This window comes from Pseudomonas sp. GW821-FHT04D07 (genome assembly GCF_059420225.1).
In genome coordinates this window covers 20,010-43,502 of record NZ_JBWKTH010000031.1, presented here as the reverse complement: position 1 = coordinate 43,502, position 23,493 = coordinate 20,010, and the positions used below count along the sequence as shown (strand labels likewise).

Here is a 23,493-nt window from a genome sequence, read left to right as displayed (position 1 = left end):
GGCGTCAACGATGACACGGGGTGCCTGATACCCCGCATTGCCTGAGCCACCCCCGCGAGCAATCGAGCGTCGACCGGCTGCGCCTACAGGAATTGCGAACCTCTTTAGGACATCACCATGAGCTTTATCACCGAAATCAAAACCTTCGCCGCCCTGGGCAGCGGTGTCATCGGCAGCGGCTGGGTCTCCCGCGCCCTCGCCCACGGCCTCGATGTGATCGCCTGGGACCCGGCGCCCGGCGCCGAAGCGGCCCTGCGCAAGCGCGTCGCCAATGCCTGGGGCGCCCTGGAAAAACAAGGCCTGGCCCCGGGTGCTTCGCAAGACCGCCTGCGCTTTGTCGCGACTATCGAAGAGTGCGTGAAAGACGCCGACTTTATCCAGGAAAGCGCCCCGGAGCGCCTGGAGCTGAAACTCGAACTGCACGGCAAGATCAGCGCCGCGGCCAAGCCCAACGCCCTGATCGGCTCCAGTACCTCGGGCCTGTTGCCCAGCGAATTCTACGAAGGCGCCACCCACCCGGAGCGCTGCGTGGTCGGTCACCCATTCAACCCGGTGTACCTGCTGCCGCTGGTGGAAGTGGTCGGCGGCAAGAACACCGCCCCTGAAGCCGTGCAAGCCGCGATGAAAGTCTATGAATCCCTTGGCATGCGCCCACTGCACGTGCGCAAGGAAGTCCCGGGCTTTATCGCCGATCGCCTGCTCGAAGCGCTGTGGCGCGAGGCGCTGCACCTGGTCAACGACGGCGTCGCCACCACTGGCGAAATCGACGATGCGATCCGCTTTGGCGCCGGCCTGCGCTGGTCGTTCATGGGCACCTTCCTGACCTATACCCTGGCGGGCGGCGATGCGGGTATGCGGCACTTCATGGCCCAGTTCGGCCCGGCACTGCAATTGCCGTGGACCTACCTGCCGGCACCGGAGCTGACCGACAAGCTGATCGACGATGTGGTCGACGGGACCAGCGATCAGTTGGGCAAACACAGCATCTCGGCCCTGGAACGCTATCGCGACGATTGCCTGCTGGCGGTGCTGGAGGCGGTGAAAACCACCAAGGCCAAGCACGGTATGAGTTTCAGCGAGTAAGTTTACTGGTGTCTGGGCGGGCCCCTTCGCGGGCAAGCTCCGCTCCCACAAGGTCCGAGTCGTTCGCACATTTTGTGTACGGTGAAAAACTGTGGGAGCGGAGCTTGCCCGCGAAGGCGGTCTGACAGACACCCCTCATTCGTGATCTGTTCACCTCTTCGGACATCCACCATGCCCACCCTCACCACCTACACCAGCGAAGTCATCCCCGACTGGGTCGACTACAACGGTCACCTGCGCGACGCCTTCTACCTGCTGATCTTCAGCTACGCCACCGACGCCCTGATGCTGCGCCTGGGCATGGACAGCGACAACCGCGAAGCCACCGGCAGCTCGTTGTTTACCCTCGAACTGCACCTCAACTACCTGCACGAAGTCAAACTCGGCGCCCAGGTCGAAGTGCGCACCCAGATCATCGGCCACGACGCCAAACGCCTGCACCTCTACCACAGCCTGCATCTGGTGGGCGGCGACAAGGAACTGGCCGGCAACGAGCAAATGCTGCTGCACGTCGACCTCGCCGGCCCGCGCTCGGCACCTTTCAGCGACGCCGTGCTGGAAAAACTGCAAGCCATCCTCGAAGACCAGAGCGACCTGCCGCCCCCGGAATACATTGGCCGCGTGATTGGATTGCCTGCGAAAAAATAAGAATCCACCGAAAAGGAGCTCACCGTGAACACCGCCGCCGCGTTTGCCGATTTCCGCAGTTACCCGCTGATCAGTGCCCTGACCGCCGCGCATCCGCTGGCGGATCGCATCGAGGTGTATTGGGCGGATGCTCGTATCAGTCCGTACCATCACGTGTGGCTACGGGACAACTGCCCGTGCCCGCAATGCGTGTACACGGTAACCCGTGAGCAAGTGCTGGAAATCGTCGATGTGCCTGAGGACCTGGCACCCGCCGCCATCCGTATCGACGACGGCGGCTGCCTGTGCATCGACTGGCGGGACGGTCACGCCAGCCGCTTCGACCCGGGCTGGCTGCGGACGCATGCCTATGACGACGAGTCGCGCATCGAACGCCAGGCCGGCAAACCGAAAAGCCGGCTGTGGACCAGTAGCCTGGAGTTGCCGGTATTCGAGTTCGCCGCCCTCAAGGAAGACCCGAAAACCTTGCTGCACTGGTTATTGGCCTTGCGCGACACCGGCCTGACCCAAGTCCGCGGCGTACCGACCGAGCCTGGCTCGCTGGCCGAAGTGGCCAAGCTGATCTCGTTTATCCGCCAGACCAATTTCGGCGTGCTGTTCAACGTGCAATCCAAGGCCGATGCCGACAGCAACGCCTACACCGCCTTCAATCTGCCGTTGCACAGCGACCTGCCGACCCGCGAGCTGCAACCGGGCCTGCAATTCCTGCATTGCCTGGTGAATGATGCCGAGGGTGGCGAGAGCATTTTCGTCGATGGCTTTGCCATTGCCGATGCACTGCGCCGGGAAGACCCGGCGGCGTTCCGCGCCCTGAGCGAGATCCCCGTGGAGTTTCGCAACAAGGACCGACACAGCGACTATCGCTGCCTGGCACCGGTCATCGCGCTGGACAGTACCGGGCAGGTCAGCGAGATCCGCATGGCCAACTTCCTGCGGGGCCCGTTCGAGGCGTCGGTGGAACAGATGCCGGTGCTGTACGGCGCCTATCGACGCTTTATCGCCATGACCCGCGAAGCGCGCTTCCGGATCATGCAGCGGCTCAACCCGGGCGAACTCTGGTGCTTCGATAACCGCCGTACCCTGCACGCGCGCAATGCCTTCGACCCGGCCACCGGGGCACGGCATTTCCAAGGGTGCTATATCGATAGGGATGAGTTGTTGTCGCGGATATTGGTGTTGCAGCGTTGAAGACTTATTGTTCGAACACACTGTCTTGAGCAACTAGGCATTTAGCCACGATTGCTACTTTTTGGTCAGAACGCTAACGTCTTCCCGTCGACACTGACCGTAACCTTGGAAGCAAGGGGTGTTGATTTCAGTCATGCAAATCCCCCCTAGCCAGTGAGCGGGATAAGCGGAAACGCGAAAGAACAGGCCGATAAAGTGACTCACACCCCCCCCGATGCGAAAGCATCGGGGGTTTTTATTTGCGAAATCTGACAACACCGCCAGCGCTACTATGCGGCTAAGGCATTCGCTGCGATCAGAGAATCCCTCTGCAAACCATTGGTCGGGAACACAGTTGGATACGGTCTCTTCGCGGCGGTGCGGCGATACGACAAGCTCCGCTCCCAAAGGTTTTGTGTCGTACGCCAATGCTGTGCACACCACAGAACTGTGGGAGCGGAGCTTGCCCGCGAAGAACGATAACGCGGTCCGCCTATTGAACCCGACCCGGCTGTTTCATTACCCGTTGCTCCACCACTTCCAGCACCTCGCAACCATCATCGAGCAACGTGTACATCACCTCCAGCACGTGCCGGAAATCCTGCTCATCCAGATTGTTGATCGTGGCACAGGTCAAGGTTTGCGAAAGGTCGCGGGCGCCACGCAGCCGGCGACTGGCGAATGCACACAGGTCACGCAAGGGTGCATCAGGATTGAAGAACAGGACGGGGGTTTCTGTGGTGTTGGATTGAAACGCAATGTAGTTCGTCATGACTGGCTCCATTTCAAGGCTAACAAACCACCCTCAATGCGAGGTTGATTGTATGGCTCCGTAAATGGACCGCGACGTCCAGTCATTGAAGTGGCAATGACAAGGAGGACTATAGAAACGTTGCACAGCTATATGCAAGCAAGTACGGGGTGGAATGTTTGAGCAAATACGTCGGGGCCAGAGACGAAATAGCACGCAACACAACCGTAGCCCAAACCGTCTCGTGGCAAGTACACCGACATGAGAGTATCGACCGCTCGCTCCTAGCGTACCGGCTTCAAGTCCATGACACGCTCGGCACCGTCATCTCTCGCCCCTCTGGGCGATACCTATTGCCTCAACAGCAAACATGACAAGTAAAAACACCCCGCCAGGGGACATCGCCTTGGCCACCGCCTTTCGGGAGCTGATGCACGTAGTGCTGAACGTTCGGAGCACTGGCGTCTCGCTTAAGCAGGTCCAACATGCACCGGTCTTCACCTATCTGATGACGCCAAAACAATTCGACAGAATCAAAAAGATTTGCAGGCAGCAAGGTTGGCCTGTGCCGAATCGCCGTGGAATCCTGATTGATCTTCCGGCCATTGCCCACCCCTTGGAATCACGGGAGACCAAGGACCACTGCAGCCCTGAACAGGCGCTGGAAATTTTGACGAACGCCTACTCTCCCTATAGCCAGATCGGGCTCAACAAGCCCAAAAGCGCACAAGGAATCATCTTCAATACGGGTCGAAAAGTAAGAGTAGGCGCCGCAAACTACTACGCCCTGGCGGTCGTAAAAGTCTATCAGGAGGGTGCCGAAAAATACTTGGCCCCGGTCACCGCTTATCATGCGACCGAGGCCAAGATTCGAAACATTAGTTGACTACGAGGAAGGACGGCCTTGTAGACAAGTCTCCCGCACCGAAGCAGAACAACCCAAATGCCTACAATTTCCCTTCATATGACCCTGGCTTACCTGGGCCTTCGCAGCTCCGCCGACAAATTTTCTGCTGTCTGCATAGTCGTGGCCAATGCTAAGCAACTACTGGTCAAATCGCAACCACCTTCGGCTGAGCGGATGTAACACACGGTAACCTCCAATGCGCTTGGCTACTTCACAGTCCCGGCAAACACAACATCCCGCCCCACCTCTTCCACAGGCAAAAAAAACCCCGATCAAGCCGTGACAGGATCGGGGTGAGAGAGTGTGTCCGCAGAGATCCGGGCCGAGGGTGACCAAACCGTCGACAGGTCTACTGGTACTCAGTGTGCTCGCTTGCCCGGCCCGCGAGTTAGCCGAAAACGACCTGTTCATAGGTATCAGAGCCACTCGGGCAATCGGCTCTTGCCGACACCGCGAAGGGCTACCAGAATCGAAGCACGATCACATCGGAACAAGGACCAGCGCCATGATGTACGCGGATTTGATTGACCAGGAAGACCTGTTGGGCCAGCTCAAATCCCTCGGCCTGCAAGTGCCGAGCGGTGCCACCGCTGAGCAAGCCTGCGAATGTGCGGTGCGCGGCCTGGACGATGCCCGGGCCTATGAGCTACGCAAGATGGTCAAGGATATGTACACCAGCAGCGCGACGATTCTGCCGGCCGTGCGCCAGGCGATAGACAAGCAGTTGTTGCCGGCGTTGGCGCAGTATCAGCAGAGCCGCCCGGCCTGATTCAGGAACGGCGGCTGGCCAATTGAAAACACAACGAAACCTGTAGGAGCCGGCTTGCTGGCGATAGCGGTGATGAATGTCACATCGCAATCGCCAGCAAGCTAGCTCCTACAGGTACGGTGTTTCACCGCAAAATACCGTCAAGCCCAGGTGCCCACAGGTACGGTGTTTCACCGAAAAATATCGTCAAGCCCAGGCCCCTGCGAGCCCCTGTTGCCAAGTGGCTCGATCAGAGCCTCACACTGGCAAACGTCGATTCATTACGCGCTTGGCTCAACGCCGACATCGGCCCGGACAACGGCGCCAATACCAACGCCTGCGGAATCGGCATCATTGCCACCTGCTGCGTAGTATTAGAACCAACACGCTCGTCACGCGGCGGAATACCGAAGTACTCGCGGTAGCATTTGGAGAAGTGCGGCGTCGAAACAAACCCGCACACCGATGCCACTTCGATAATCGACATCGGCGTCTGCTTGAGCAACTGCCGCGCCCGAATCAAGCGCAGCTTCAGGTAGTAACGCGACGGCGAACAATGCAGGTACTTCTGGAACAACCGCTCCAGCTGTCGACGGGACACGGCGACATAAACCGCTAGCTCGTCCAGGTCGATCGGCTCTTCCAGGTTGGCTTCCATCAGCGCCACGATTTCCTGCAACTTCGGCTGGTTGGTGCCGAGCATGTGCTTGAGCGGCACACGCTGGTGATCCTGTTCATTACGGATACGCTCGTAGACGAACATTTCCGAAATCGCCGCCGACAACTCACGGCCATGGTCACGGCTGATCAGGTGCAACATCATGTCCAACGGCGCGGTGCCGCCAGAGCTGGTGAAGCGGTTACGGTCGAGGGTGAACAGGCGAGTACTCATGGCCACGCGCGGGAAAGCTTCCTGCATCGAAGCCAGACACTCCCAGTGCACGCTGCAATCAAAACCGTCGAGCAACCCGGCGCAGGCCAGAGCCCAACTGCCGGTGCACACGGCGCCGAGGCGGCGCGACTGGCGGGCCTGGCTCTGCAACCAGGAGACGTGTTCACGGGTTACGGTGCGCTGAATGCCGATACCACCGCAGACAATCACGGTGTCCATGGCCGGCGCTTTGTGCATGGAGGCGTCAGGCGTGATCTGCAGACCGTCGCTGGCCCAGACCTGTCCGCCGTCGACGCTCAGGGTCGTCCAGCGATACAGCTCGCGACCGGACAATTGGTTGGCCATCCGTAGGGGTTCTACGGCGGAAGCCAGGGAAATGAGCGTGAAATTGTCCAGCAGCAGGAAGCCGATGGATTGAGGCGCACGGTTCTGGGGTTGAGCCCCGGGCTGGAACGACGTCATCGCGATATCTCCTCACACAAAGCGGGTGATGGCCTCAGGCGGAGGCTCTTGTTATGGCCCTCATTCTCTCGCGGAGCGGGGCTTTGCAATGACAGAGCAATTGCCATGCCGAAAGTTGAATGGGTATTCAATAACTCCTGAAAACGACATCGCGATGTGTCTATATAGCCCCCGCCATGGGTGCGGGTTATAAGGCCCGGGAAAGCTCTGTAAGCGCCCTGGCAAGGTGCCTTGAGCACTTCGGTAGCACTTGTGTGCTGGGCGCTGAGCAGCGCCAGGAAGGAGTGTCACCGCAAGCACAGTCGACAGACGGTAATCGGGTAAAAACAGGTCGTTGCGAAGGGTTGCCAGTTATCTGTTTGCGACGCGCCAAAAGGTGGCGCGTCATGGGGTGAATGGGCGATTTGTGCACAGGTTTCATTCTGTGCTGTCTGGGCTGACGTCTTCGCGGGCAAGCTCCGCTGCCACAAGGTCCGAGTCGTTCGCGGATTTTGTGTACGGCGAAAAACTGTGGGAGCGGAGCTTGCCCGCGAAAAAGCCGGCACAATCACTACATTTTCCGGATCAACACTCCACCGCGCTGACCGCCAAACCGCCGCGCGAAGTCTCTTTATATTTGTCATGCATATCGGCGCCGGTATCGCGCATGGTGCGAATCACCCGGTCCAGCGAAATGAAGTGCTGGCCGTCGCCGCGCAAGGCCATCTGCGCCGCGTTGATCGCCTTGACCGCGGCAATCGCGTTACGCTCGATACACGGTACCTGCACCAGCCCACCGACCGGATCGCAGGTCAGCCCCAGGTTGTGTTCCAGGCCGATCTCCGCCGCGTTGCACAACTGCTCCGGCGTCGCCCCGAGCACCTGCGCCAAGCCCGCCGCCGCCATGGCGCAAGCCGAACCCACTTCGCCCTGGCAACCGACCTCGGCCCCCGAGATCGAGGCGTTCTTCTTGCACAGGATGCCCACCGCCGCCGCCGCGAGAAAATAGTCGACGACATTGGCGTCGGTCACCACCTCGCTGAACTTCATAAAGTAGTGCAGCACCGCCGGGATAATCCCCGCCGCGCCGTTGGTCGGCGCCGTGACCATGCGCCCACCCGCCGCGTTCTCTTCGTTGACCGCCAGGGCGAACAGGTTCACCCACTCCATGGCGCTCAAGGTCGAGCCGATGACATTGGGCTTGTTCAGCTCCTGCAGGCTGCGGTGCAGCTTGGCCGCGCGCCGGCGCACATTCAGGCCGCCAGGCAAGATGCCCTCGTGCTTGAGGCCCTGCTCCACACAATCCTGCATCGCGCGCCAAAGCTTCATCAGGCCGCTGCGGATCTCGTCTTCGGCCCGCCAGACCTTTTCATTGGCCAACATCAACTCGGCAACGCTCAGGCCATGTCGCTGACACAACTCAAGCAATTGCGCGGCGCTGGAAAAATCATACGGCAGCACCGTGCGGTCCATGTCCGCCACGCCGCTTTCCGCCTGGGCCTGGTCGACGACAAAACCACCGCCCACCGAATAGTAGGTATCGCGATGCAGCTCTTTATCTTTATCTTCGCCAAAAGCAACCAGGGTCATGGCATTGGGATGGAACGCCAGGTTCTCATCGATCAGGCGCATGTCCCGCGCCCAGACAAACGGAATCGCCAGGCGGTTATCCAGCAGCAGCGTATCGGTTTCCCGCAAGGTGGCGATACGCAGGCCGATTTGCGACGGATCGATCGCGTCCGGCCACTCGCCCATCAGGCCCATGATCACCGCGTTGTCGCTGCCGTGGCCGATGCCGGTAGCCGACAGCGAACCATAGAGCTGCACTTCGACCCGCGTCACCCGTTCCAGCTCGCCGCGCTCACGCAGCCCCTGGACGAACAATGCCGCGGCACGCATGGGGCCCACGGTGTGGGAGCTGGAAGGGCCGATGCCGATCTTGAACAGGTCAAACACGCTGATTGCCATTGTTGCGAAGTCCTCTGAGTGCCTGTTCCAGACGCCTGAGCGTCCGGTGGCGGAGCTGCTACGCTCAAGGATCGCAATCCGCCGGGATAAAACATCATCAGCCTTTTGACAGCCCGCACGACGTCCCACACCGACGCACCCATGTCCAGCAACGCCAGTGTCCGCGCACAGGTAATTTCCAGCGTTTTTTTGCGGCGCAGAGGGGAAAAAAGGCCCGAAAAAAGCTGTAAACGACCTCACCGACACTGGAAGCGACCCTCCCTGTACTGGATACGACGCACCCTGTAGGCGACAGATTTAGGCTGGTACATGATCAGTCTCGACTCGATTGCAAGGCACCGGGGTAGAGCCGTCCTCGGCGCCTACAACCGCAACACAAAATAACTAAGCGCGATCGTCCAGTCGGACCACTGCCAAAAATAAACATCCAGGAGTCCACCCATGAAAGGTTCCCCGTCGTTGTTGTTGGCCGCCATGCTGAGTCTGCCAATGCTGGCCCAGGCTGCAGAGCCGGCACAGTGCAGTACCGTTAACTTCTCTGATGTCGGTTGGACCGACATCACCGCCACCACGGCAACCACCAGCGTGGTACTCGACGCTCTGGGCTACAAGACCAAGACCACCATGATTTCCGTGCCGGTGACCTACAAGTCCCTGGCCGACGGCAAGAACATGGACGTGTTCCTCGGCAACTGGATGCCAACCATGGAAAACGACATCAAGGCCTACCGTGATGCCGGCACCGTGGAAACCGTGCGCACCAACCTCAAGGGCGCCAAGTACACCCTCGCCGTCCCTCAGGCGCTGTATGACAAGGGCCTGCATGACTTCGCCGATATCGCCAAGTTCAAGAAGGAACTGGACGGCAAGATCTACGGCATCGAACCGGGTAACGATGGCAACCGCCTGATCCAGAGCATGATCGACAAGAACGCCTTCGGTCTCAAAGACGCTGGCTTCAAAGTCGTCGAGTCCAGCGAAGCCGGCATGCTCTCGCAGGTCGACCGTGCGCAGAAACGCGACACCGCCGTGGTCTTCCTGGGCTGGGCACCGCACCCGATGAACAAGCGCTTCAAGATCGAATACCTCACCGGTGGTGACGAGTACTTCGGCCCTGACTTCGGCGCCGCGACCGTCCTGACCAACACCCGCAAGGGTTACACCCAGGAATGCAGCAACGTCGGCCAACTGCTGAAGAACCTCGAGTTCACCGTCGACATGGAAAGCTCGCTGATGGGCAACATCCTCGACGACAAGATGAAGCCTGAAGCCGCTGCCAAGGCGTGGCTGAAGAAGAACCCACAGGTGCTGACCACCTGGCTGGCGGGCGTGACCACCATTGACGGTAAACCAGGCCTGGACGCCGTGAAAGCCAAGCTCGCGCAATAACCGCCACGTCCGGGCGGGTTCGCCCGCCTGGACCGGCATTTATTTCCCCGCATGTGGACGTTCAATACCATGCTGACTGAACATAAAATCCCCCTGGGCCAGTACATCGCGGCGTTCGTCGAATGGTTGACGAAGCACGGTGCCAACTACTTCGATTTCATCGCCTCGACGCTGGAAGCGATGATCCACGGCGTGACCTTCGCGCTGGCCTGGTTCAATCCGCTGGCATTGATTGCGCTGATCGCGGCGATCGCCCACCTGATCCAGCGCAAATGGGGGCTGACCGCCTTCGTGATCGCTTCCTTCCTGCTGATCCTCAACCTGGGATACTGGCAGGAAACCATGGAAACCCTGGCCCAGGTGATGTTCGCCACCCTGGTTTGCGTGGTCATCGGCGTGCCGCTGGGCATTGTTGCCGCGCATAAGCCGATGTTCTACACCCTCATGCGTCCGGTCCTCGACCTGATGCAGACCGTACCGACCTTCGTGTACCTCATTCCAACCCTGACCCTGTTCGGTCTGGGTGTTGTCCCCGGTCTGATCTCCACGGTGGTGTTCGCGATTGCCGCGCCCATCCGCCTGACCTACCTGGGCATCCAGGATGTACCGCAAGAACTGATGGACGCCGGCAAGGCCTTCGGCTGCTCGCGCCGTCAACTGCTCGCCCGCATTGAACTGCCCCACGCCATGCCGAGCATCGCCGCCGGTGTCACCCAGTGCATCATGCTGTCGTTGTCGATGGTGGTGATCGCCGCACTGGTGGGTGCCGATGGCTTGGGCAAACCCGTGGTCAACGCACTGAACACCGCTGATATCGCCCTGGGCTTCGAAGCCGGCCTGGCGATCGTATTGCTGGCAATCATGCTCGACCGTATCTGCAAACAACCCGACGCACAGGTAAGGGGTGACGCATGAGCATCATTCGCTTCGACAAGGTAGACGTCATCTTCTCCAAGAACCCGCGAGAGGCCCTCGCGTTGTTGGACAAAGGCCTCAAGCGTGAAGAGATCCTGAAAAAGACCGGGCAGATCGTCGGCGTGGAAAACGCCAGCCTGGAAATCGAGAAAGGCGAGATCTGCGTACTGATGGGCCTGTCCGGCTCCGGCAAGTCCAGCTTGCTGCGCTGCATCAACGGTTTGAACACGGTCAGCCGTGGCCACTTGTTCGTCGAACATGAAGGTCGGCAGATCGACATCGCCAACTGCACCGACGCCGAACTGAAGATGATGCGCACCCAGCGCATCGCCATGGTGTTCCAGAAGTTCGCCCTGATGCCCTGGTTGACGGTGCGCGAGAACATCAGCTTCGGCCTGGAAATGCAGGGTCGTCCCGAGAAGGAACGCCGCCAGCTGGTGGACGAGAAGCTGCAACTGGTGGGTCTGGAGCAATGGCGTAACAAGAAGCCCGACGAACTGTCCGGCGGTATGCAACAACGCGTGGGCCTGGCCCGCGCCCTGGCGATGGACGCCGACATTCTGTTGATGGACGAACCCTTTTCGGCCCTCGATCCACTGATCCGCCAAGGCTTGCAGGATGAACTGCTCGACCTGCAACGCAAGCTGCACAAGACGATCGTGTTCGTCAGCCACGACCTGGATGAGGCCCTGAAGCTGGGCAGCCGCATCGCCATCATGAAAGACGGCCGGATCATCCAGTACAGCAAGCCCGAAGACATCGTGCTCAACCCGGCGGACGAATACGTGCGCACCTTTGTGGCCCACACCAATCCGCTCAATGTGCTCTGCGGGCGCAGCCTGATGCGCACCCTGGACAACTGCAAGCGGGTCAACGGTTCGGTGTGCATCGACCCGGGCGGCGATTCGTGGATCGACCTGGCCGAAGGCAACACCATCAAGGGTGCGCGCCAGAACGGTGCCAGCCTGAACCTGCAAAGCTGGGTGCAGGGCCAATCGGTGGAAGCCCTGGGGCGTACGCCGACACTGGTGGACTCGAACATTGGTATGCGCGATGCGCTGCAGATCCGCTACCAGACCGGCAACAAGCTGGTGCTGCACGATAACAACAAGGTGGTGGGGATTCTCGGCGACAGCGAGTTGTATCACGCGCTGCTGGGCAAGAACCTGGGTTGAGAGACCGGCAAGGACGCCGCGAGCGCATCGCGGCGTCGTTGTTTTCGGGATGCCGTTTTACCGCTGATGGCAGGCGGGAAGAAGCGCCGGGCAACGGCGATTTGTCGTAACCCTGCTTTTTTGTTAATTGAACGTTCAATCAAAACAAAATAGACTGGTCCCCATACCGGTAGCCGTTTCCTGGCCGCCAACAGGTCTGAGGAGAGGTGCACGATGCCCAAGGTCGGTATGCAACCCATACGCCGCCAGCAATTGATTGCCGCCACGTTGACGGCGGTCGATCAGGTCGGGATGGCGGATGCCAGCATTGCGCTAATCGCCCGCTTGGCCGGGGTTTCGAATGGCATCATCAGCCACTACTTTCGGGACAAGAATGGCCTGATCGCCGCCACGATGCGCTACCTGATGAATGTCCTGATCGAGAACGTCGCCGCGCGCCGCCTGGCGCTGACAGACGACAGCCCCAGGGCGCATCTACAGGTGATTATCGAAGGCAACTTCGATGCCAGCCAGGTCAATGGCCCGGCCATGAAAACCTGGTTGGCCTTCTGGGCCACCAGCATGCACCACCCGTCTTTGCACAGGTTGCAGCGGATCAACGATCACCGTCTGTATTCCAACCTGTGTTGCCAGTTCCGCCGCGTCCTGCCGTTGTCCGCGGCGCGCAGCGCGGCACGCGGACTGGCCGCGTTGATCGATGGTTTGTGGTTGCGCGGCGCGCTGTCGGGAGATGCTTTCGACACCGCGCAGGCACAACGGATCGCTTATGAATATATGGATTTCCAACTGGCAAAACAGGTGTGCATAAGCGGCCAAGAACGCTTCGGCACCTGAACGATCGCGGACTCGCGTTGCCCCGGCTACAGGGCTTCCGCTCCGAGGTCTGCCAACCCACACTGCACTTGCGAGGACACTATGGCCCGTTTCGAACTGCAAAAACTCTACATCGACGGCGGCTACAGCGACGCCAGCGGCGATGCCACTTTCGACGCCATCAACCCAGCTAATGGTGAAGTGCTAGCCACCGTGCAACGCGCGACCAAGGCAGACGTCGAGCGGGCCGTGGTCAGTGCCGAAAAAGGCCAGAAAATCTGGGCCGCGATGACCGCCATGGAGCGCTCGCGGATCCTCCGTCGCGCCGTGGATATCCTCCGTGAGCGCAACGACGAACTGGCCGCCCTGGAAACCCTGGATACCGGCAAGGCTTACTCGGAAACCCGTTATGTCGACATCGTCACCGGTGCCGACGTGCTGGAATACTACGCCGGCCTGGTGCCCGCCATCGAAGGCGAGCAGATCCCACTGCGCAGCACTTCGTTTGTCTACACCCGTCGCGAGCCGCTGGGCGTGGTCGCCGGGATCGGCGCGTGGAACTACCCGATCCAGATCGCCTTGTGGAAATCCGCACCGGCCCTGGCCGCCGGCAACGCGATGATCTTCAAACCGAGCGAAGTCACCTCGCTGACCACCCTGAAACTGGCCGAGATCTATACCGCGGCCGGCGTGCCGGCCGGTGTGTTCAACGTCCTCACCGGCAGCGGCCGTGAAGTCGGCACCTGGCTGACCGAACACCCGCGTATCGAGAAAGTCTCCTTCACCGGCGGCACCGACACCGGCAAGAAAGTCATGGCCAGTGCTTCCAGCTCGTCGCTCAAGGACGTGACCATGGAACTGGGCGGCAAGTCGCCGCTGATCATTTTCGACGACGCCGACCTCGACCGCGCCGCCGACACCGCGATGATGGCCAACTTCTACAGCTCCGGCCAGGTCTGCACCAACGGCACCCGCGTGTTCGTGCCGAGCCACCTGAAAGCCGCTTTCGAAGCCAAGATCGTCGAGCGTGTGGCGCGGATTCGCATCGGTAACCCGCAAGACGAGAACACCAACTTCGGCCCGCTGGTCAGCTTCGCTCATATGGAAAGCGTGCTGGGCTACATCGCCAAGGGCAAGGAAGAAGGCGCGCGCCTGCTGTGCGGCGGCGAACGCCTGAGCGCCGGCGAATTCGCCAAGGGGGCTTTTGTCGCGCCGACCGTGTTCACCGACTGCAGCGACGACATGAGCATCGTCCGTGAAGAAATCTTCGGCCCGGTGATGAGCATCCTCAGCTACGAAACCGAAGAAGAAGTGATCCGTCGCGCCAATGACACCGACTTCGGCCTGGCCGCCGGTGTGGTGACCAAGGATCTGAACCGCGCCCACCGCGTGATTCATCAGCTCGAAGCGGGTATCTGCTGGATCAACGCCTGGGGCGAGTCCGACGCCAAGATGCCGGTCGGCGGCTACAAGCAGTCGGGTGTCGGCCGTGAGAACGGCATCAGTTCGCTGAACAACTTCACCCGGATCAAATCGGTACAGGTTGAGTTGGGCGAATACAACTCGGTGTTCTAAGACCCGAGCCTTGTATTGCCCGTGAGGCCGTCTTCGCGAGCAAGCTCGGCTCCTACAGAGTTGGGGCGTTCACATAACCGATGTGCGACGCAAACCTTGTAGGAGCCAGCTTGCTGGCGATCGAGTGCGCAGCACTCGCCCTGAGACGCCCCGCTCGACCCACTTCAACGAGGGCTGCATTTCATGTCCCAAGAATTCGATTACATCATCATCGGTGCCGGCTCCGCCGGTAATACCCTGGCCACCCGCCTGACCGAAGACGCCGGCGTCACCGTGCTGCTGCTCGAAGCCGGCGGTCCCGACTACCGCTTCGACTTCCGTACCCAGATGCCCGCCGCCCTGGCCTTCCCCCTGCAAGGCCGACGCTACAACTGGGCCTACGAAACCGACCCGGAACCGCACATGGACGGGCGTCGTATGGAATGCGGCCGCGGCAAGGGCCTCGGCGGTTCTTCGCTGATCAACGGCATGTGCTACATCCGTGGCAACGCCATGGACTACGACGGCTGGGCCAAGCTGCCAGGCCTGGAAGACTGGGCCTACCTCGACTGCCTGCCGTATTTCCGCAAGGCGGAAACCCGTGACATCGGTCCCAACGACTACCACGGTGGCGAAGGCCCGGTCAGCGTGGCCACGCCCAAAGCTGGCAACAACCCGCTGTTCCACGCCATGGTCGAAGCCGGCGTACAGGCCGGTTACCCGCGTACCGTGGACCTCAACGGTTACCAGCAGGAAGGCTTCGGTCCGATGGACCGTACCGTGACGCCCAAGGGCCGCCGCGCCAGTACCGCCCGTGGTTACCTGGACACCGCCAAGCAGCGCTCGACCCTGACCATCGTCACCCACGCCTTGACCGACAAGATTTTATTCGAAGACAAGCGTGCGGTCGGCGTGCGTTACCTGCTGGGTTCGGCCGAAGAACCGGTCGAAGTCCGCGCGCGCAAGGAAGTCCTGCTGTGCAGCGGCGCCATCGCCTCGCCGCAGATACTCCAGCGCTCCGGCGTCGGTCCGGCCAAATTGCTGCAAAGCCTGGACATCCCGGTGGTCCACGACCTGCCGGGCGTCGGTGAAAACCTCCAGGACCACCTGGAGCTGTACCTGCAATACGCCTGCACCCAGCCGGTCTCGCTGTACCCCTCGCTGCTGTGGTGGAACCAACCGGCCATCGGTGCCGAATGGCTGTTCAACGGCACCGGTATCGGCGCCAGCAACCAGTTCGAAGCCGGCGGTTTCATCCGCACCCGCCCGGAATTCGAATGGCCGAATATCCAGTACCACTTCCTGCCGGTGGCGATTAACTACAACGGCAGCAACGGCGTGAAAGAGCACGGCTTCCAGGCGCACATGGGTTCCATGCGTTCGCCGAGCCGTGGTCGGGTGCAGGCCAAGTCCAAGGACCCGCGCCAGCACCCGAGCATCCTGTTCAACTACATGGCCACCGAGCAGGACTGGCAGGAATTCCGCGACGGCATCCGCCTGACCCGGGAAATCATGCAGCAGCCGGCACTGGATGTTTACCGTGGGCGCGAAATCAGCCCAGGGATCGAGGTGCAGACCGACGAGCAACTCGACCGGTTTGTCCGCGAGCACGCCGAGACCGCGTTCCATCCGTCCTGCTCGTGCAAGATGGGCAGCGACGAGATGGCGGTGGTCGACAGCCAGGGGCGCGTGCATGGCATGCAGGGCCTGCGGGTGGTCGATGCGTCGATCATGCCGATTATCACCACCGGCAACCTGAACGCGCCGACGATCATGATCGCCGAGAAAATCGCCGACAAGATCCGTGGCCGCCAACCCCTGCCGCGCAGCCAGGCCGACTACTACGTGGCCGGCGAAGCGCCGGTGCGCGGCAAGCCGCTGCGTGAAGTGAGCCGGACCGCGCAGTAACCCCCATGGAGCGACACAGATCCTTGTAGGAGCCGGCTTGCCGGCGATGAGGCCAGTCAGTCTTGCATCGACTGATCAGCCGCCATCGCCGGCAAGCCGGCTCCCACAGGTTCGTTGTCCTGCCCAAGATCTGTGCCAGACGAAAATTCCGCAAAGGAGCTCTCACGGCCGTACAAGCCTCCACCCTGCACACAACGTAAACAATCCCCACACCGCCCCGCCCTTGCTCCTCCCCCCCGCGCAGGCCTAATCTAATGGCGCGCAAACGTTTCACCCCGCCCCAATTCGACACACCGCCACATTGCTGGCCACGAGGCTTTCCCATGTTTGATGTCGTCTCTTCGAGCAAATGGCCCACCGGCTACCTGATCAATCCCAACCCAGAGCCCATGGACCCCAAGTGGCTGAAGGAATTCAGCAAGATCCCGGCCGCCGCGGTCAGCGACTGCCTCGGTCGTAACGTCGGCGGCCTGGGCCTGCGACCGTTCCACGGCAACACCCCGATGCTCGGCAATGCCCTGACCGTACGCGTACGTCCGGGCGACAACCTGATGATCCTCAAGGCCATGCAGATGGCCCGTCCGGGCGACGTGCTGGTGATCGACGGCAGCGCCGACCTGACCCGCGCCGTGTTCGGCGGCATCATGCGCGCCATGGCCCTCAAGGCCGGGATCGTCGGCGTGGTGATCAACGGCGCCCTGCGTGACCTCGACGAATGGCAGACCGGCGAGCTGCCAGCCTATGCCATTGGCGGCGTGCACCGTGGCCCGAGCACCGACGGCGGTGGCGAGATCAACGTAGCGATTTCCTGTGCTGGCATGCTGGTGACCCCGGGTGACCTGATGATCGGCGACGGTGACGGCGTTGTCGCCGCCGCCCGCTCCGAACTACCGGAGTTGCTGGTGCGCTGCCACGATCTGCTGGCGCGGGAAAAAGCCACGCTGGCGGCGATCGAAGCCGGCACCCTGGACCCGGACCGCTTCGACGCGATCCTGCGCGCCAAGGGCTGTCCGCTGTAACCCCTGGCTTCGCGCCCCCCCTGTAGGAGCCAGCTTGCTGGCGATGAACGTCGCCACACCGCGATCATTCTGATGCCCCGCGTTTTCGTTGACGACCATCGCCAGCAAGCTGGCGCCTACAGTGAGTGTTGCGCGCGGGCCTTGCAGGCGTCAGCGAGTCGGTTCCAGGCTCGTGTCGTTCGCAAAGTCGCCTTTTCCTGACAGACTGGTCATTGGGGCATCCTATACGGCCCCCCTCACGGCCACCGCCATTTCCAGGGAGGTTCCCCATGTTCGACTTCCACCCCCAGCTCAAGCAGCGTTTCGCCGGCTTGCGCACAGGCGCTGAATTTTTCTCGCTGCGTTACCTGCGCGAATCTGGCCAATACCTGTCGGTACGCAAGAACGTGGCGGACCCCCCCAGCCTGCGCCTCGACGAAGGTGCGATGCTGACCGTACGAGTCAACGGTGTCGAAGCCTACGCCGCCACCAACGACCTGTCCCAGGCCGGCCTGCAAAGCGCTCTCGAACGCGCCGAAAACTACGCCCGGTTGATGGCCCCCCACGCCCTGCTCGACCTGCGCCAACAGGCCGTGTCCAGCGACCGCGCCGATTATCGCTCGCCCCAGCTCGACCAGCCCTTCCCGTCCCTGAGCGACTGCTACGCCCTGCTCGGCGCCGAATCGGCCGCGGTGCCCAAGGACGAGCGGCTGGTCAACTGGGAAGTCAGCCTCGGCCTGACCCAGGTCGAGCAGATCTACCTGAACAACGCCGGCGCCGAGCTGCGCCAGGCGCTGCGCTTCGTCTACCCGGGCCTGAGCGTCACCGCCTACGACGGCGCGGACAGCCAGACCCGCACCTTGGGCCGGGAAAACTTCGGCCAGCAAGGCGGCGCCGATGTCATCGGCCGTTCCGGGCTGATCGGTTCCGGCATACGGATCGCCGACCAGGCCCTGCAGTTGCTGCTGGCGCCCAACACCCCGCAAGGTCCGCGCGACCTGCTGCTGACCCCGGACCAGATGATCCTGCAGATCCACGAATCCATCGGTCACCCGCTGGAGCTGGACCGCATCCTCGGCGACGAACGCAATTACGCCGGCACCAGCTTCGTCAAGACCAGCGACTTCGGCAGCCTGCAATATGGTTCGGCGCTGCTCAACGTGACCTTCGATCCAACCATCGCGCAACAACTGGCCAGCTACGCTCATGACGACGATGGCACACCAGCACGCAAGGAGTTCCTGATTCGTGAGGGCCGGCTGCTGCGCCCACTGGGCGGCGCGCTGTCGCAGTTCCGCTCCGGCCTCGACGGGGTCGCCAACAGCCGCGCCTGTAGCTGGAATCGCCCGCCCATCGACCGTATGGCCAACCTCAATATCGAACCTGGCGAGCAGTCCTTCGCCCAATTGGTCGGTGGTATCGAGAAGGGCATCCTGATGTCCACCAACCGTTCCTGGTCCATCGACGACGCCCGCAACAAATTCCAGTTCGGCTGCGAGTGGGGTCAACTGATCGAGAACGGTGAGCTCAAGGGTGTGGTGAAAAACCCCAACTACCGGGCGATTTCCGCGCAGTTCTGGCGCAACCTCAGCGCTGTCGGCAATGCCGAGACCTTCCAGGTGCTGGGCACGCCGAACTGCGGCAAGGGCGAGCCGAACCAGGTGATCCGGGTCGGGCATGCATCGCCCGCCTGTGTCTTCAGCAATGTCGATGTGTTTGGAGGAGATGCCTGATGAGTACTTCACTGAGTCAGGTCGAACACTTCCGCGCGCTGGTCGACGGCTTGCAGGAACAACTCCGCGCCCCGGAACGTTTCACCCTGGGATATGCCGCCGAAGCGTCGGACTTTATCCGTTTCAATCACGGCCGGGTGCGCCAGGCCGGGCAGGTGCAACAGGCCACATTGAGCTTCAAGCTGATCAACGACGGGCGCCACGCTGACTTGCAGATCACCCTCTCCGGCGAACCAGGGCCGGACCGTCAGCGCCTGGCGGACGGCCTGCAACAACTGCGCGAAATCCTTGCGCTGCTGCCGGCGGATCCGTACCTGCTGCTCAACCACAACGCCTGGCAAAGCCACAACGTGCAGAGCCACGCATTGCCGGAAACCGCCCAGGTACTGGAAGAAATCAGCCGGGCCGCGGTCGGTCTGGACCTGGTCGGGTTCTACGCCGCCGGGCCCATCAGCCGCGGCTTTGCCAGTTCCGACGGGGCTTTCGGCTGGCACCAGGCCAATAGTTTCAACTTCGACTGGAGCCTGTTCCACGAAAACGGCCAGGCGGTGAAAGCCAGTTTCGCCGGCCATGACTGGAACAGCGACAGCTTTGCCCGACGCTTCCAGCAGGCCCGTGAACAACTCGAGTTTCTCGGGCGCCCGCTGCGCACCCTGGCGCCGGGCGAATATCGCGCCTACCTGGCACCGGCGGCACTCGAAGAAGTCATGGGCATGCTCAGTTGGGGCGGTTTCTCGGCCCAGGCCATCGGTAGCAAGCACAGCCCCCTGCAGAAGCTCTACGCCGGCGAGGCCAGCTTCAGTCCCAGGGTCTGGCTCGGTGAGCAGATCAGCGGTTCGTTGAGCCCGGCGTTTTCCAGCGAAGGTTATCCGCGCGGCGATGTGTCGTTGGTCGCGGCGGGCGTGGCTGATCAACAATTGATCAACTCCCGCAGTGCCGCCGAATATGGCCTGACCACCAACGGCGCCAGCGGCGGCGAGTACCCCGGCGCCTTGCAGATGCGCGCCGGGGTGCTTGCCCAGGCCGATATCCTCAAGCAACTGGGCACCGGCTTGTACATCAGCAACCTGTGGTACCTGAACTATTCGGACCAACCGGCGGCGCGGATGACCGGCATGACCCGCTTCGCCACCTTCTGGGTGGAGAACGGCGAGATCCAGGCGCCGGTCAGCACCATGCGCTTCGATGACAGTGCCTACAGCCTGCTGGGCAGCCAGTTGGAAGCCCTGACCCAGGAGCGCGAACTGCTGCTGTCGGCCAGCACCTACGACCAGCGGCAGACCGCGTCGAACCTGCTGCCGGGGGCGCTGATCAGCAAACTGACCTTGACCCTGTAACCTCTTGCGGACACAGCAACACCTGTAGGAGCCAGCTTGCTGGCGATGAGTTCAAGAACGCCGCGTGGTTTCAGGAACCCCGCGTTATCGTTGACGACCATCGCCAGCAAGCTGGCTCCTACAAGATCCACAACAGCCAAAAAATCGCCCCCGGCGCCCTGACCGAAATACCCGCCCACCTATCCGTTCAGCCAGTTGCCCTGACGCCGCCCGGCGCGCTATACATTCCCTCTGCTTTTGTCGCACTATCAAAACGCCACCTTCGTCCAGAAACATTCAGAAAAACCAGGCTCGACCCGCGATTTCCTTACTCAACACCGCACCTCTTTCATCCCCCCCGAAAGTGCTTTGCTGGAGCTTGATATGAATCATGGAAGCTTTGTCATCAACAACCTGTACCGGCATTTCAACATCCACGTCGAGCGCATCGGCGACGATCCGCGGCGCAAGACGGTGCTGCTGGTCAATGGCGCCCTGGCCACCACCAGCTCCTTCACCCGCACCGGCAAATGCCTGGCCGAACACTTCAATGTGGTGCTGTTCGACCTGCCTTTCGCCGGGCGCTCACAACCCTACAACCCCGATCCGGGCCTGGTGACCAAGGATGACGAGGTGGAGATTCTCCTGGCCCTGGTGCGACGTTTCGAGGTCAATCACCTGGTGTCCGCCTCCTGGGGCGGCATTTCCGCCCTGCTGGCCCTGACCCGGCACCCGCCGACCATCGAAAGCTCGGTGGTGATGGCCCTGGCGCCCGACCTGAACCCGCCGATGCTGGCTTACGTGCGGCGGGTCCACGAGTTGATCGCGGTGGACGACAAATCCGCCATCGGCCATCTGCTCAACGACACCGTCGGCCACTACCTGCCGGCGCGCCTCAAGACCACCAACCACCAGCACCTGTCCTCGATGCCCAGCACCGAATACCGCCAGGCGCGCTTTCATATCGACCAGGTGCTGCAACTGGGCGACGGCAACTACCTGCGGGCACTGTCGGTGATCCAGGGCCCGGTGCATTTCATCAACGGTGCCAAGGACATCTACACCCCGGCCGAAGGGGCGCGGGTGTTTCAGCAATACATCCCCCACTGCAGCTTTAGCGTCGCCGAGGACACCGGCCATTTGCTCGACCTGGAATCTCGCCAGGCGGCCAACGCGGTGCATCAGGCATTGCTCGGTTTCCTGTTAACACCCAATGCCGGGTAACACCTCATCCTGTAGGAGCCGGCTTGCTGACGATCCAGGCGACGCGGTCTATCAGAAACACCGCGTCATCGTTCATCGCCAGCAAGCCGGCTCCCACCCAGGATGTGGGCGTACGCAAATCCTGTGTCCGACGCGATCCCCTGTAGGCGTTGGCTTGCCAGCAATGGCGCCCTCGAGAACAACGCAAGCCCATGGAATCTCTCACAGGACTTGCATCCGACAGCAACAATCAAACACGCGCCTACACCGTTCCTGACCGATCAGGCATACTGCAACTACGTAGCCAGCTAACAAATAGAGCCGCTCATGCCCGACCGTGCCCCTCTCGACGTAACGACCGCTCGCTGGCTACCGTGGGTGGTGGCCATTGCCTTCTTCATGCAGTCCCTCGACGGGACCATCCTCAACACCGCATTACCGGCCATGGCCCTGGACCTGGCGGAAAACCCCTTGCGCATGCAAGGCGTGGTGATCGCCTACATGCTTACCGTGGCTTTGCTGATCCCCGCCTCGGGCTGGATTTCCGACCGCTTCGGCACCAAGCGCATCTTCTTCAGCGCGATCCTGCTGTTCAGCATCGGCTCCCTGCTCTGTGCCCTGTCGAGTTCGCTGAACATGCTGATCGGCGCGCGGATCATCCAGGGCCTGGGCGGCTCGCTGATGTTGCCGGTCGGCCGGTTGGTGGTGCTACGCGCCTACCCACGCTCGGAGCTGGTGCGAATCATGGGCTTTATCACCATTCCCGGCCTGCTCGGTCCGTTGATCGGTCCGACCATGGGCGGCTGGATGGTGCAGTACCTGACCTGGCACTGGATCTTCCTGATCAACTTGCCGGTGGGCCTGCTCGGCTGCTACGCGGTGTGGAAGTTCATCCCCGACCTGCGCGGCAGCGAGCGCACGCGCTTCGACGGCATCGGTTTCCTGCTGTTCGGCGCCGCGATGCTGCTGATTACCATCGCCATGGAAGGCCTGGGCGAACTGCAATTGCCGCACCTGCGGGTGATGTTGCTGCTGTTCGCCGGCCTCGCCTGCCTGGCGGCGTACTGGTTGCGGGCCGGGCATATCGACAATCCGTTATTCGCCCCGTCGCTGTTCAAGACCCGGACCTTTGCCGTGGGCATCCTCGGCAACCTGTTCGCCCGCCTGGGCAGCGGCGCCCTGCCGTTCCTGGTGCCCCTGCTGCTGCAAGTGGCCCTGGGCTACTCGCCGTCCCAGGCCGGGATGAGCATGTTGCCGCTGGCGGCGGCGGCGATGTTCGCCAAGTCGATTGCCCGACCGCTGATCGAGCGCCTCGGTTATCGCATCGTGCTCACCGGCAACACCCTGGCGCTGGGCATCATGCTCGCGGTCATGGGTCTGGTCACCGAGCACACGCCTTACCCCTTGTTGCTGGTCATGCTGGCGATTGCCGGGGCGATCAACTCGCTGCAATTCACGGCGATGAACACCGTGACCTTGATCGACCTCGACGACAAGTCCGCCAGCAGCGGCAACAGCCTGCTGTCGGTGGTGGCGCAATTGTCCCTGAGCCTTGGCGTGGCGTGCGCCGGCGCCCTGCTCGGCGGCTTTACCGCCGCCGTCGGCAACGATGGGGTGGAGACGGTACTCGGCGCCTTCCAGCTGACCTTCCTCACCGTGGGCATCATGGCGATGCTGGCGGCGACGATTTTCCTCCAGCTTTCATCCCAGGATGGGCGGCGGGCCAAGGTGGTCCAGGAGCAGCATATCGAGCACTGAGTGCCAGGGATTTATTGGGTGCGCTCTGGGGCCTCTTCGCGGGCAAGCTCCACTCCCACAAGTTGCGCGGTGCCTGCAACACTTGCGCCTGGCTCCGATCTCAGTGTGGGAGCGGAGCTTGCCCGC

The 23,493-nt window shown here is 61.7% G+C and carries 19 protein-coding genes; 16 read left to right on the top strand and 3 right to left on the bottom strand.

Going from position 1 to position 23,493, the window contains the following annotated elements:
• The first annotated feature begins 117 nt into the window (after window positions 1–117).
• The 3 genes from AC07T0_RS26735 (at window position 118) to AC07T0_RS26725 (ending at window position 2,919) form a co-directional block, all read left to right on the top strand.
• Window positions 118–1,083 carry an L-carnitine dehydrogenase gene (locus AC07T0_RS26735; protein WP_121135222.1) on the top strand — a complete coding sequence of 322 codons (966 nt, stop codon included), beginning with the start codon at window positions 118–120 and terminating at the stop codon, window positions 1,081–1,083.
• A 171-nt stretch (window positions 1,084–1,254) separates the two neighbouring features.
• Window positions 1,255–1,731, top strand: a complete 477-nt coding sequence (locus AC07T0_RS26730) for a thioesterase family protein (protein WP_495004010.1) — start codon at window positions 1,255–1,257, stop codon at window positions 1,729–1,731.
• Window positions 1,732–1,755: 24 nt separating this feature from the next.
• Complete coding sequence (locus tag AC07T0_RS26725; protein WP_495004009.1) at window positions 1,756–2,919, top strand: gamma-butyrobetaine dioxygenase; 1,164 nt, start codon at window positions 1,756–1,758, stop codon at window positions 2,917–2,919.
• A 472-nt stretch (window positions 2,920–3,391) separates the two neighbouring features.
• Here the strand turns inward: AC07T0_RS26725 and AC07T0_RS26720 are convergent, their stop codons facing one another.
• A complete protein-coding gene (locus AC07T0_RS26720) occupies window positions 3,392–3,670 on the bottom strand; it encodes a hypothetical protein (protein WP_495004008.1) in 279 nt (92 codons plus the stop codon).
• A gap of 349 nt (window positions 3,671–4,019) precedes the next feature.
• Between AC07T0_RS26720 and AC07T0_RS26715 the strand changes: the two genes are divergently transcribed.
• The gene (locus AC07T0_RS26715) at window positions 4,020–4,535 is read left to right on the top strand and encodes a hypothetical protein (protein WP_495004007.1); all 516 of its coding nucleotides are present in this window, start codon (window positions 4,020–4,022) and stop codon (window positions 4,533–4,535) included.
• 526 nt (window positions 4,536–5,061) lie between these two features.
• Window positions 5,062–5,325 (top strand): hypothetical protein, encoded by a 264-nt coding sequence (locus AC07T0_RS26710; protein WP_495004006.1) that lies wholly within the window; start codon window positions 5,062–5,064, stop codon window positions 5,323–5,325.
• 229 nt (window positions 5,326–5,554) lie between these two features.
• Here AC07T0_RS26710 and gbdR read toward each other — a convergent pair whose 3' ends face one another.
• Both gbdR and AC07T0_RS26700 read right to left on the bottom strand, forming a co-directional pair.
• A complete protein-coding gene (gene gbdR, locus AC07T0_RS26705) occupies window positions 5,555–6,658 on the bottom strand; it encodes a choline metabolism transcriptional regulator GbdR (protein ID WP_103499851.1) in 1,104 nt (367 codons plus the stop codon).
• Between the two features lie 564 nt (window positions 6,659–7,222).
• Window positions 7,223–8,605, bottom strand: coding sequence for an L-serine ammonia-lyase (locus AC07T0_RS26700; protein ID WP_495004005.1), 1,383 nt, complete (start codon window positions 8,603–8,605; stop codon window positions 7,223–7,225).
• 441 nt (window positions 8,606–9,046) lie between these two features.
• Here AC07T0_RS26700 and AC07T0_RS26695 point away from each other — a divergent pair, with 441 nt between their 5' ends.
• From AC07T0_RS26695 to mdtD, 11 genes are all read left to right on the top strand, one after another.
• Complete coding sequence (locus AC07T0_RS26695) at window positions 9,047–9,994, top strand: choline ABC transporter substrate-binding protein (RefSeq protein ID WP_121135228.1); 948 nt, start codon at window positions 9,047–9,049, stop codon at window positions 9,992–9,994.
• Between the two features lie 69 nt (window positions 9,995–10,063).
• Complete coding sequence (choW, locus tag AC07T0_RS26690) at window positions 10,064–10,909, top strand: choline ABC transporter permease subunit (RefSeq protein ID WP_100942575.1); 846 nt, start codon at window positions 10,064–10,066, stop codon at window positions 10,907–10,909.
• Window positions 10,906–12,084, top strand: coding sequence for a choline ABC transporter ATP-binding protein (choV, locus tag AC07T0_RS26685; protein ID WP_495004004.1), 1,179 nt, complete (start codon window positions 10,906–10,908; stop codon window positions 12,082–12,084). The genes choW and choV overlap by 4 nt, the downstream gene beginning before the upstream one ends.
• Window positions 12,085–12,297: 213 nt before the next feature.
• Complete coding sequence (gene betI / locus AC07T0_RS26680) at window positions 12,298–12,918, top strand: transcriptional regulator BetI (protein WP_495004003.1); 621 nt, start codon at window positions 12,298–12,300, stop codon at window positions 12,916–12,918.
• An 81-nt stretch (window positions 12,919–12,999) separates the two neighbouring features.
• The gene (gene betB, locus AC07T0_RS26675) at window positions 13,000–14,472 is read left to right on the top strand and encodes a betaine-aldehyde dehydrogenase (RefSeq protein ID WP_495004002.1); all 1,473 of its coding nucleotides are present in this window, start codon (window positions 13,000–13,002) and stop codon (window positions 14,470–14,472) included.
• Between the two features lie 183 nt (window positions 14,473–14,655).
• Complete coding sequence (gene betA / locus AC07T0_RS26670) at window positions 14,656–16,359, top strand: choline dehydrogenase (RefSeq protein ID WP_495004001.1); 1,704 nt, start codon at window positions 14,656–14,658, stop codon at window positions 16,357–16,359.
• A 323-nt stretch (window positions 16,360–16,682) separates the two neighbouring features.
• Window positions 16,683–17,378 carry an RraA family protein gene (locus AC07T0_RS26665; RefSeq protein ID WP_495004000.1) on the top strand — a complete coding sequence of 232 codons (696 nt, stop codon included), beginning with the start codon at window positions 16,683–16,685 and terminating at the stop codon, window positions 17,376–17,378.
• Between the two features lie 269 nt (window positions 17,379–17,647).
• Window positions 17,648–19,090: a TldD/PmbA family protein gene (locus AC07T0_RS26660; RefSeq protein ID WP_495003999.1), complete on the top strand. Its 1,443-nt coding sequence runs from the start codon at window positions 17,648–17,650 to the stop codon at window positions 19,088–19,090.
• Window positions 19,090–20,427, top strand: coding sequence for a TldD/PmbA family protein (locus tag AC07T0_RS26655; protein ID WP_495003998.1), 1,338 nt, complete (start codon window positions 19,090–19,092; stop codon window positions 20,425–20,427). The genes AC07T0_RS26660 and AC07T0_RS26655 overlap by 1 nt, the downstream gene beginning before the upstream one ends.
• Before the next feature lie 363 nt (window positions 20,428–20,790).
• The gene (locus AC07T0_RS26650) at window positions 20,791–21,630 is read left to right on the top strand and encodes an alpha/beta fold hydrolase (RefSeq protein ID WP_495003997.1); all 840 of its coding nucleotides are present in this window, start codon (window positions 20,791–20,793) and stop codon (window positions 21,628–21,630) included.
• A gap of 306 nt (window positions 21,631–21,936) precedes the next feature.
• Window positions 21,937–23,367, top strand: a complete 1,431-nt coding sequence (gene mdtD / locus AC07T0_RS26645; protein ID WP_495003996.1) for a multidrug transporter subunit MdtD — start codon at window positions 21,937–21,939, stop codon at window positions 23,365–23,367.
• Window positions 23,368–23,493: the final 126 nt, after the last annotated feature.

Bases quoted from the DNA above. Each gene is read 5' to 3' on its own strand.
- betB (WP_495004002.1), top strand. From the start codon at position 13,000: ATGGCCCGTTTCGAACTGCAAAAACTCTACATCGACGGCGGCTACAGC.
- betI (WP_495004003.1), top strand. From the start codon at position 12,298: ATGCCCAAGGTCGGTATGCAACCCATACGCCGCCAGCAATTGATTGCC.
- AC07T0_RS26660 (WP_495003999.1), top strand. From the start codon at position 17,648: ATGTTCGACTTCCACCCCCAGCTCAAGCAGCGTTTCGCCGGCTTGCGC.
- AC07T0_RS26650 (WP_495003997.1), top strand. From the start codon at position 20,791: ATGAATCATGGAAGCTTTGTCATCAACAACCTGTACCGGCATTTCAAC.
- AC07T0_RS26695 (WP_121135228.1), top strand. From the start codon at position 9,047: ATGAAAGGTTCCCCGTCGTTGTTGTTGGCCGCCATGCTGAGTCTGCCA.
- AC07T0_RS26710 (WP_495004006.1), top strand. From the start codon at position 5,062: ATGATGTACGCGGATTTGATTGACCAGGAAGACCTGTTGGGCCAGCTC.
- AC07T0_RS26700 (WP_495004005.1), bottom strand. From the start codon at position 8,605: ATGGCAATCAGCGTGTTTGACCTGTTCAAGATCGGCATCGGCCCTTCC.
- AC07T0_RS26665 (WP_495004000.1), top strand. From the start codon at position 16,683: ATGTTTGATGTCGTCTCTTCGAGCAAATGGCCCACCGGCTACCTGATC.
- AC07T0_RS26735 (WP_121135222.1), top strand. From the start codon at position 118: ATGAGCTTTATCACCGAAATCAAAACCTTCGCCGCCCTGGGCAGCGGT.
- AC07T0_RS26720 (WP_495004008.1), bottom strand. From the start codon at position 3,670: ATGACGAACTACATTGCGTTTCAATCCAACACCACAGAAACCCCCGTC.
- choV (WP_495004004.1), top strand. From the start codon at position 10,906: ATGAGCATCATTCGCTTCGACAAGGTAGACGTCATCTTCTCCAAGAAC.
- gbdR (WP_103499851.1), bottom strand. From the start codon at position 6,658: ATGACGTCGTTCCAGCCCGGGGCTCAACCCCAGAACCGTGCGCCTCAA.
- choW (WP_100942575.1), top strand. From the start codon at position 10,064: ATGCTGACTGAACATAAAATCCCCCTGGGCCAGTACATCGCGGCGTTC.
- AC07T0_RS26655 (WP_495003998.1), top strand. From the start codon at position 19,090: ATGAGTACTTCACTGAGTCAGGTCGAACACTTCCGCGCGCTGGTCGAC.
- AC07T0_RS26715 (WP_495004007.1), top strand. From the start codon at position 4,020: ATGACAAGTAAAAACACCCCGCCAGGGGACATCGCCTTGGCCACCGCC.
- betA (WP_495004001.1), top strand. From the start codon at position 14,656: ATGTCCCAAGAATTCGATTACATCATCATCGGTGCCGGCTCCGCCGGT.
- mdtD (WP_495003996.1), top strand. From the start codon at position 21,937: ATGCCCGACCGTGCCCCTCTCGACGTAACGACCGCTCGCTGGCTACCG.
- AC07T0_RS26730 (WP_495004010.1), top strand. From the start codon at position 1,255: ATGCCCACCCTCACCACCTACACCAGCGAAGTCATCCCCGACTGGGTC.